This window comes from Nitratiruptor sp. SB155-2, from assembly GCF_000010325.1.
Lineage (GTDB): Bacteria > Campylobacterota > Campylobacteria > Campylobacterales > Nitratiruptoraceae > Nitratiruptor.
On the sequence record NC_009662.1, the window covers coordinates 169,860 to 179,550 of the forward strand.

Here is a 9,691-nt window from a genome sequence, read left to right on the forward strand (position 1 = left end):
AGTGGGGCACCTATTTTTTGAGATCGAATGACTGCAAGATAAAAAAGGATGGTTTTTTTTCCCCATCTGCTTCAATGACACCCCAATGTTTTTCTGCTTCACCAAAGTAACCTGTATGGGTTGGAACGTCCACAAGATTGAACCAGCCAAATCCTAAAAAGTGTTGCATTGTTGGAAAAATATGACGCCATTTTCTTAAAACATCACTTTGTAGCTTGCTATCATGATAACTTGATATTGCCAGATAGGCCAAAAGGGTTGGTTTGTGATATTTTTGGTATAAAAAGCTGGCAAAGGCTTTGATCCGTTGAGGTGTTAGCAAAATCTCTTTTTTGCTATTTCGTGTCAGTGCTCGCATCTCTTGAAAAGCGATGAAATCTGCCACTTTTGCACTAAAGTGTAAAGAGTTTTCAAAAGTGTTCCAGTTTTGTAGGTCTTTGATTGTTTTATAGTCACCGAAATCTCCAACACATGGCCCTACAAGAGCATCTTTGACATGTTGCTTTATTTTGATGATGGAAATGGTGTTTAATAGATCAAAATCTGTATTGTTGCTCATTCCGTTTTCGTTGTATTCTGGATTGAGGACAACAATTTTTTTCCCTTTGATTTTTTGAAGGTAGCGAATAAAACGCTGGAGAGTATAAAGGTATCGTTTTTGATGTTTTTTCACATAGTCGGGACTGATTAAATCTCCAAAATAGTAAAAGATAAAAAGTGGCACATACCCTTTTTTTATCATTTTTGTAACCGTTTTTGCCGGATACCAATCCTCTTGCCAATCGTGAGTAATCCAAAGCGTAACACTATTGACATTTGGCATCTGCTTTTGTAAAAAAGTGCTCACTTCTTTTGGATGTTTGCAAGAGGCTTTATAAGCAATTGTATTTTTTTTATAACATACTTCGAACTCTCCTACGCTTATAATCGATGCGTAAGCCATCAATGAACTTATCAAGAGTAAAACGAGTTTCATAGACTATCTCCCAGCGAACGTTGTACGATCCAGTAACACGCTATGATCATAGCACTCAATGAAATAAAACGAAATAGGACTTTGTGTGATCGAATCAACCACAGGAAAGGTAATAGGGCCAAAATGACAAGGAATTGACCGATTTCGATGCCAATATTAAAACTCGCTACACTCATTATAAAATTTTTCATACTCAGATGAAGGTCTTGCATAGCGCCTGCAAAACCAAAACCGTGGATCAAGCCAAATCCAAATGCCAGCAATCCCTCTCGTTGCACAAGAGGATATAAATTGTTGAGTGCCGTTAAGAGGATGGTTATGGCGATAAGGACTTCTATAAGACGAGGAGGTGGAGTGAGAATATGCAAAGCGTTCAGGAATAGCGTGATTGAATGGGCGATACTAAAAAGAGTGGCAATGGCAAAAATTTTCAGGAAAGCTTTGAAGAAGGAGCGTTCTTTGAAAATGATAGGGATGATCAACAAGAGTAGAAAAAGAAGATGATCGGTCCCTTGAAAAATATGACGGATCCCCTCTTTCAAAAAGGTTGCAAAATGGGTCTGCGGAGTAAATGTTTGAATAGTATATGTTCTCTTTTTTGGTGAAAAGATAAGCAGATCGATTTTGTTATGGTCAGTGATTTTGCACACACCCTGTTGTGTAGGATCTTGATCAAAAAAGAGATCGAAAGTAATTTTGCGCTTATGGAGTGGTTTACAAAGGAGTTTATAGTAGGCATTGATGACCACTTCGTTATGAATCTCTACTTTTTGAGGGATCAGGGTACATCCTTGAATGTGCAAATGGTTTGCAACGGCACTGTGGGTTTTGTCAATATTGTGGATATTGAAAATGACAAAGCGTAGATGTGCTCTGTTTTGATCAAAATCGAGCCATATTTTCGTGATATTGAGCGGATGGGCCAAGAGCCACATAGGAAGAAGAAGCAGTAGTACTCTCATTGGTAATCAAAGATAATATTGAGTGTTGATTTTGGCATCAGTTTAGAAACCTCAATATCCATATATTTTTCTTTTTTGTTGTTGGAGACTGTTTTGGTTCGAATACCTATAATTTCAGCTGTCGGATGGGAAAGGAGAGTGATATTGGGATAGTAGATACGAAAGCGAAAATGGTGAACTTGTTTATCATTTTTATTAGTGATTTGAACAAAGATCTTATTGACCGAGTAGTTTGTTGTGATTTGAATGTTTTTTAGCTCTTTTGCAGTGAGGGCAATCTCTTTTCCCATTAGCGGAGTAATATCTGGGTGTTGATTGAGATAATCAAAATATTTTGAAAGTATCTCAATATTGCTGCCGTAAGTCAGCAGATGGGTATGTACACTGAGTGTATAGAGAATATTCAATCTTGTTAAAAACTCCGTCTCTTTGATAATTTGTTCTAAAATTTTCTCTTTGTTCCAGTCAAGATTGATAATGTATTCATAATCATCCGTTCCATGTCGGGGAAGAGTAATGAGGCCTGGATACTCCTGTTGTGGATAGATGTATGTTTTGTGTTTTTCCATCGTATAAATATATCCAGAATTTATAAGAATCTTGGTCATATTGTCGTCGATCTCTTCTCTAGGAGGCCTGAAACCGACCACTTTGGTATTCGTGATTTTTTCTAATAGCAGTTTTGATCCCAAAATCTCTCGCTCCATATTTTTGAGCGGTGTGCCTATGATTTTTGTATGGGAATAGCTGTGCGAACCTATTTCAAGATAGGGGTTTTGTGCCGCATCGGCTGTGATTTTGGGATATTTCTCAGCAAGATATCCGACACAAAAGGCGGTGACATGAATCTTTTTTTGATTGGCAAGTTGAGAAAAGTGTTCAAGATTTTGGTATTGGTATTCTGTATCTTCTGAAATAAAGACAACTTTTTGCTTGTCAAGATATGGATAAGGAGTGACTGTTACAGGTTCTTTCAAAAAATGCAAAGCGTTTTTGACAAAATAGGAAAACATGTTGAAACTATTATCAGTAAGCGTATAGGAAGGAAAAGAGAAATAGATCCATGTTCCTTTTTTGTAAGTGCCGTGCCACTCGACTCCTGCATCAAAAAAATCGAGCTGTTTTCCTTCCAAAACTGGAGTGGAGTTTGCATTCCAATTGGACATAACGGCGTCGGGAATCTGATTGGAATGAAAGAGAGGGACATTATCATATAAAATATAATCGAAGGTTTTTGCTTTTTGGAAATCACCAGCTACCGGACTAAGGAGTTTTGGCGTGATAAACAGATCTGTTTTATGCTTCACTTCCATCAAAGCTCGAAGGCCGGTAATAGTATGTATGAGATGATCCCCTTGATATTTACCATCTTGAAAATAGCCAAAATGGTAGTTAAAAAGAAGTCTTCCCCCTTGTTCCAAAAAGGATAGAAGCTCTTTTTTCGTTTTGGAAGCGAGGTTGATAGTATCAAGAGCAATGAGTACATCTCCTCGATGTAAAGACGGGATTTTGGTTTCATTGATTACTTGATAAGAGATGCCTGCATCTGTGAGGTATTTTTGGACGAGTTTCATTCTCTCTATATAGGTTTGACTATCGAATCCTCGTCTATTTAAAAAATCGATCGTTTTGTCGGATATTAAAAAATAGACTTTTGCATTTTTGGGTAGAGTGGAGAGATACCGATTGAATAGATGTGAATAGTTTGGAACGAGCGAATGAAAGAGTACAGCGATAAAAAAAAGAAAAAGAGCAACAGCAAAAATCAGATCGAGAGGATATCTATTCGAAAAAGATATATGTGCTTTGTTCATTATTCAATACCTCATCGTATGTCAGTCTCTTTTGTGCCAAATTGCGTTTTTTCTCTCTAGCTTTATATAGAAAGTAGGCGATGATACCAAATGATATCGTAATAATACTGATGATGAGGATAAGCATCGACAAAAAACCGACAAGATTCATAAATGCCCCTTTCTTTCCAATTTGCCCCAACTCATTTGAATACCCATAAACTCTTCTATACTAGCAAATATTTTAGCCAAATTGATCGTTTCGATAAAAAAGATACGATAATAGACCGCATAAAAGACAAGTCCAAGTTTTTCTCCTGTTAGGAGTATACAGTAGAGCGCTCCTGCAACGTCTAGTATGGTAAAAATACTCCACCAGTAAAAAATAAAAATACTCATACCAGAAGTGACTGCCCAGTAAAGTACGAAAATATTGACCCATATATCGGCAAAAGGCCAGAAGAGAGATTCGAACAGCATATACCACATGACCATGCTTGCGGTGGTGTTTTCTTTGAAATTCCATAAAAGATTGCGGTGTTTTCGAATAGCCTGTAAAATTCCCCTTGTCCATCGGTAGCGCTGTTTGATGAGATCCAAAAGATTTTCCGGTGCTTCTGTGTATGCTACGGCTTCAGGCTCAAAATCGATCTTATAGCCTTTTGCTATTAGTTTCAAGGTTACATCGCAATCTTCAGCAAAAGTGTCATGATCATACAGTCCCACATTATATAGAGCATTTTTTCGAAACATTCCGACGGGTCCCGGGATGATATTGACAGCTTTTAAAAAAGCCTGGCCGTTACGAACCATATTGAGTCCTTCAATATACTCAAGCGCTTGCAGTTTGGTGATAAGATTGACTTGATTACTTACATATACACTCCCCGCGACAGCTGCGATATCAGGATCTTCAAAATGACGTGCTAAAAGGAGTATGGCGTTTTGCGATATTTTTGAATCTGCATCCATAACAAATATAAGCTCGCCGGTTGAGCGCTCTATTCCATAATTGATCGCTTTGGATTTTCCTTCATTTTTTTTACGAAATACCCGAATCTCTTTGCAAAATTCATTGTGTTCAAACTGTTTTGCTTTAAAATAGGTCTCGTCACTGCTGCCATCATCCACAACTATTATCTCCAAATTGGGATAGTTTTGTGTCAACAAAGAGGAGATGGAAGTGGCGATTGTTTTTGCTTCGTTATAGGCAGGCACGATAACACTGACCTTAGGATACCGCTGTTTTGGATCGATTTGATAGGTCTCTTCGGCACTTCTTTGGATTGTACGGAAAATGGAGAAAAAGAGCAGCAGCATATAGCGAAAAATGACAAGAGAAGTAAATCCAAGAATGATGCCATAGCCGATTTTTATAAACATAGAGTTAAAGAGTATGTAATATTGATAAAACGAATATAAGATGATGCCCAGTGTAACAATCAAAAAAAGGCTCAATAAAATAATAAATACGGTTTTTACCATGATACCCCCATCTCTAAACGGCACTCGATACTTTTGTAGTTACTGCCTTGATTGTTAGATGAAGCGTTACTCCAGTTGCATCGTGCATTCATATTTTTGTAGCGATATTCCAAAAGATAACTGTATAAAGAGTTTTTTTCCCAAAAACTGTATCCTTTGGCAATTTCTATGCGTATTTGAGATTGTTTAGGCAGTTGCACATAGGAGCGCAGCGCCAAAAGAGTGCTGTCTGTTTTTTGGGGAGAGTAGTAGCACTTGTTTGGCGTAGTGTTGAACTGATACCATCCATTCATATCCAGAACAAAAAGAATATTTTTGTATTTTCTAGCATAATACTCCCAATCGAACTGCGGTGTAAAAGCGCTGTTTTTTTTCATCTTTTCATAAGCTAGCGAATACCATAAACCTCTAAAAGGCGAAAGTTGGAGATAGTGTGATAGCGCAATACGGTTATTCATCTCTTTTGCCGAACATTTTGTCTGTTTTGAATAAATAAGATTTTTTCTTTGCAAAGAGAGAGTGAAATTATCATATTGGTACTCAAAATCAAATCCAATACTTTTTTCCTTTTGATCATATAAGAGTAAGCCTTTGATGTTGTTGTACCATAGTCTTAATCCACCATAGGAAGTTTCGAGTTCCTTGTTGAGATATGCCTGGCTGAATATTGTCCATAATCTTTCTTTTTTTAGTATAAGCGTACTGGTTGTAAAATGGGTGCCTTGATTGTCATTGAGCATATAAAAACGATATTGCAATGCATTGTTTTTTGGTATTTTGTTATCTGCTTGCCGCTTCTGTTTGTCCTGTTGAAGAAGTATGGAAACTTTCTTTGCTTTTTGCAGATAGGTTGTATTGAGTACCTCTACCTCTTTCATCGGTACCTTTTTAAGGCCTGGCGCTATCTGAGGTTGAGCGTTTTTTTTTTATAGGTTTGGATAAGTTGATCAAGGTCTGTTTCTCTGTTCTGTAGCTGCTTATTGAGAATATTTAGATTTTGTTTGACAAAAAAGAGAAGCGAAGAGGGCTCCTTTTGTGGTGTATATGTTCCTTTTTCCCATTTTTCGGCAACGATGAGGCATTGTTTATTTTTGCATCGAAGGGTGAGTGTTTTATATCCTTTATCCTCTTTATTGGATGAGGTATACTCTTGAAAAAACCGAATGGTGTAGAGGTTGCCTTTATGGCTTACCAAGCGGGGCTCATAGAGGTGTACCTGTATAAACTTAGCCTGTTGGAAAATGTGCCGTTTTTTTGCAAGCCATTGAGAAGAAAAAGAGTGTGGGTCATAAAACGTTTTATATTTTTTTATATCCCTGTTTTCCCATGCTTTTTTCCATTCTTGGATAAATTGCTTTATGAAATCGGGCACCTCTCGGAAAGATCGCAATAGGCTTTCATACTCTTTTTTTGCCTTTTTCAGTTTCCCCATTTTTTGTAAATTAAAAGCGTAATGGTAATGAACAAGAGGATCTTTTTTATGAAGAAGATGAAAAAATTCGCCGGCCGCTTTGGCATACTCTTTGGCATACTCCAAGGCAAAAGCGTATCGCTCTCTTGCGTTGTCATCTTTTGGCATTAAAAAAAGATATGCTTTATAGTAGTCGATGGCATCCTGATAGAGTCCATTGAAATATGCTCTATCAGCATACACCAACAGTGTCTGTGCTCTGCTTTTTGTTTGATCTAAAATAAGATAACGAGGGTTGATTTTTAAAATTTGGGCTTTAAGCGCCAAAGCTTTTTGAAAACGGGGCTCTTGCTGTAAAATCTCTTGCAAAACGTTGAGCGCTTCTTGGTTGAACCCAAAATAGAAATAGTTCTTTGCCAAAAGCAGTTTGGCTTGAGGTGTATTTTTCTTGTTTGCCCAGTACTCCAGCAGACTAAATCCTTTATAAAACTCTTTTTGCTCTAGATAGAGTCTTGCAAGAAGAGGATAAAGTTCGAGTGCATCGGGGTGTTTTTCTATATATGTTTGCAAAAGCTTTATCGATTTTTGGGGATTTTTCTTGGCATACAGCGTTGCTAGTTTTCCTACAGAGACGCTATCTTGTTTGGTAGCAAAATTCTTTTGGTACGATGCAAGAAGGGTATCGATATTACCTGTGAGGATATTATACTCTTTTTGAATAGTTGTATTGTTTGGGTATTGTTTGAGTAGTTTTTTATATATTTTGCGCGCCCTCTCTTTTTGATTGTTTTGTGCGTAGAGTTTTGCCAATAGGTGATCTCTTTGGAAAGAGGAGGGGGAGTTTTGTAAAAGAGATATCGCTTTTTGAGGCTCTCCTTGCCAGCTATAGACGTTTGCTAACAGTTCTAAAGCTTTCTGGTCGCTTCGGTATTTTTTGAGATGGATTTGTAAAAGATGGATAGCTTTATCGATTTTTCCGTTATCATAGAGCGTCCAAAAGAGTGGAGAGAGGCTATCCCAGGAGGGATGGAGCTGGTATTGTTTTTGCAAATAACTGATACTTTCTTGCAACAGTTTTTGATATGTGGCCCGCTCTTTGGATGTGGCTTCGCCTCTTTTTTCTAAACTGTCCAAAACTTTTTTATATCCGCTCACATCACCTGTTTTTTCATAAAGCGCAAGGAGTTTTTGTGCATCGATTTTGTCTGTTTGGTAGAGCCTTTCATAGATTGCAAGTGCTTTTTTGTACTCCTTCATTCCTTCATAAAGATGTGCCAGCAGAAGCTCTTTTTGTGGTGAATTTGGAAGTGTGTTGAGGAGTTGCAGCGCTTGTTTATAATGATGCGTTGCCACTAAAGCTTTGGCAAGTTTGCGTTTTGCTTGTAATGAAAGCTGTTTTTGCATAAAGGGATAAATTTTGATCAAAACATTATTGTCCTCAACATGAGTAACAATGGCTTCATCGCTGCCATATTTTGTATGGAGTTGACGGTATAGCTCTTGTGCCGCAATTTTTTTAAGATACGATTGTGCTATGCTGTTTTGCTTTATGGATTGAAAGATCTCTTTTGCTTTATGAAGCTTGTCATGTGCAAAATAGTATTTTCCAAGTAAAATTTTGAGATTTTGATCCTCAGGATGTTTTGTTATTTCGGCCTCTAACGCTTTTGAATCTATAGTGATGGAGGAAGCGAACAGATAGAGCGGCACTATAACAAGCAAGAATTTAAGCACGGATATCCTTTACATCCAGTTCATACGCTTCTTTTATGAAAACTATTTCAAAATTATCAAATTTTTTGAGCACATTGTCAATGTGTATTTTTCGTATATGCAAAAACGCTATATACAGGTTTTGATTGTCTTGGAAAAAAATATCGTTGTTTCGAATTTTTGCACTGATTGCTTGAGGACTTTTGGTTTTCATATGAACAAGAGTAAAAAATATGCCCTGTTTTTGATAGGAGGTGAGTACATTTTGAAATTTTTTATACTCATATACCTCTTTGGCATTAGGCAGCTGTTCGATCAATGTTGAATAAAAATAGTTTCCAAGAGCCTGCTCCATTGCCATAATATACTCTTTAAAAATAAAGTTCTTGGGCAAGATTTCGTAGCATCCCTCTTTTTTGGCGATCATGCGATCTTCATAGCGGACAAAATTTTTGTTGAGAATGAAGATTAGGTTTGAAGCAAGGTGGTGTTTGCGAATGGTTTGACAAATATTTGTATCGAATGTCTCCTCTTTTGGATTGTAGATTAAAAGGGCCGGGTTGTCTAAAATCTTTTCTAACAGATAGGTTACTGAGTCGGTTACAAAAAGTTTATAAGAAGAGGAATGAAAAAGATATCGATGCAACATTTCAATCTCTTTGTTGCTGGTAATGAGCACAATTTCATTGGAAGTGGCTGCGGTAGTGGCAATATGTGGCGTCTTTTCACGAAACGGGAGAAGACGCAATGTCTCTTTTTCTAAAATGAAGCGATACTTTCTGGTATTGCTTGGAAGAAGGGAGTTTTTGATTGTAACGATTCTGTTGTTTTCTGTTGCTTCTATGAAAAAAGTGATATCGGAGAAGTTTTCGATGCTATCGCTTATCTCTTTGGCGCTGCTATCGTATGTATATAGAACTTTTTTGTTCTCTTTTTGGAAAAAGGATGCTATCTCTTCTATAAACAGTTTGATGTCCTCTTTGCTAAAATGTTCCAGTAAAAGTTCGGTTTTGTGAAGAATGATGAGGGAGGCATCGCTTTGTTGGCAGGCGCGTTTGATATCTTCGATAAAAAAGTCGATTCCATATTTAAATTTGAAAAGATTGATATCTTTTTTGGCATGCAGTGTCTGCATGTGCGAAAAAGCTTTGTCCAATACCGGAAGATGCAATGACTTCAAAATGGTCGCTCTTTTTTGAAAAAGAGATTTTTCAAGCGCACTGATGAGTAAAATATTGGATGATGGCAGGATCTCTTGCGTTAAAAAGAGTGCAAAAGTAAGTTTGCCTATTTTCTTTTTTCCCTCTATGGCGATGATATTTGATTGAGATAAAATTTCGTGCAATTGCAT

Annotated in this window: 8 protein-coding genes; all 8 read right to left on the reverse strand. The window is 37.2% G+C overall.

What is annotated here, in order from left to right; translation table 11 throughout:
- Positions 1-10: 10 nt before the first annotated feature.
- Genes NIS_RS00955 through NIS_RS00990 form a run of 8 tightly spaced genes read right to left on the reverse strand, consistent with a single transcriptional unit; the run spans position 11 to position 9,691 of the window.
- Positions 11-976 (reverse strand): hypothetical protein, encoded by a 966-nt coding sequence (locus NIS_RS00955; RefSeq protein WP_012081555.1) that lies wholly within the window; start codon positions 974-976, stop codon positions 11-13.
- Positions 973-1,938 carry a HupE/UreJ family protein gene (locus NIS_RS09915; protein ID WP_012081556.1) on the reverse strand — a complete coding sequence of 322 codons (966 nt, stop codon included), beginning with the start codon at positions 1,936-1,938 and terminating at the stop codon, positions 973-975. Before NIS_RS09915 ends, NIS_RS00955 begins: the two co-directional genes overlap by 4 nt.
- Positions 1,935-3,752 carry a polysaccharide deacetylase family protein gene (locus tag NIS_RS00965; protein ID WP_012081557.1) on the reverse strand — a complete coding sequence of 606 codons (1,818 nt, stop codon included), beginning with the start codon at positions 3,750-3,752 and terminating at the stop codon, positions 1,935-1,937. Before NIS_RS00965 ends, NIS_RS09915 begins: the two co-directional genes overlap by 4 nt.
- Entirely contained in the window at positions 3,721-3,903 is a 183-nt protein-coding gene (locus tag NIS_RS00970) for a hypothetical protein (protein WP_041353948.1), read from the reverse strand. The genes NIS_RS00965 and NIS_RS00970 overlap by 32 nt, the downstream gene beginning before the upstream one ends.
- Positions 3,900-5,216, reverse strand: a complete 1,317-nt coding sequence (locus tag NIS_RS00975) for a glycosyltransferase family 2 protein (protein WP_012081558.1) — start codon at positions 5,214-5,216, stop codon at positions 3,900-3,902. Before NIS_RS00975 ends, NIS_RS00970 begins: the two co-directional genes overlap by 4 nt.
- On the reverse strand, positions 5,210-6,094 hold the full coding sequence (locus NIS_RS00980) for a hypothetical protein (RefSeq protein WP_012081559.1): 885 nt from the start codon (positions 6,092-6,094) through the stop codon (positions 5,210-5,212). The genes NIS_RS00975 and NIS_RS00980 overlap by 7 nt, the downstream gene beginning before the upstream one ends.
- Before the next feature lie 23 nt (positions 6,095-6,117).
- Complete coding sequence (locus tag NIS_RS00985) at positions 6,118-8,361, reverse strand: tetratricopeptide repeat protein (RefSeq protein ID WP_012081560.1); 2,244 nt, start codon at positions 8,359-8,361, stop codon at positions 6,118-6,120.
- Positions 8,354-9,691, reverse strand: a complete 1,338-nt coding sequence (locus NIS_RS00990) for a hypothetical protein (RefSeq protein ID WP_012081561.1) — start codon at positions 9,689-9,691, stop codon at positions 8,354-8,356. The genes NIS_RS00985 and NIS_RS00990 overlap by 8 nt, the downstream gene beginning before the upstream one ends.

What these genes read in the sequence shown, in the direction of transcription:
- NIS_RS09915 (WP_012081556.1), bottom strand. Translation starts at nt 1,938, where the DNA reads ATGAGAGTACTACTGCTTCTTCTTCCTATGTGGCTCTTGGCCCATCCG.
- NIS_RS00980 (WP_012081559.1), bottom strand. Translation starts at nt 6,094, where the DNA reads ATGAAAGAGGTAGAGGTACTCAATACAACCTATCTGCAAAAAGCAAAG.
- NIS_RS00970 (WP_041353948.1), bottom strand. Translation starts at nt 3,903, where the DNA reads ATGAATCTTGTCGGTTTTTTGTCGATGCTTATCCTCATCATCAGTATT.
- NIS_RS00965 (WP_012081557.1), bottom strand. Translation starts at nt 3,752, where the DNA reads ATGAACAAAGCACATATATCTTTTTCGAATAGATATCCTCTCGATCTG.
- NIS_RS00975 (WP_012081558.1), bottom strand. Translation starts at nt 5,216, where the DNA reads ATGGTAAAAACCGTATTTATTATTTTATTGAGCCTTTTTTTGATTGTT.
- NIS_RS00955 (WP_012081555.1), bottom strand. Translation starts at nt 976, where the DNA reads ATGAAACTCGTTTTACTCTTGATAAGTTCATTGATGGCTTACGCATCG.
- NIS_RS00990 (WP_012081561.1), bottom strand. Translation starts at nt 9,691, where the DNA reads ATGCAATTGCACGAAATTTTATCTCAATCAAATATCATCGCCATAGAG.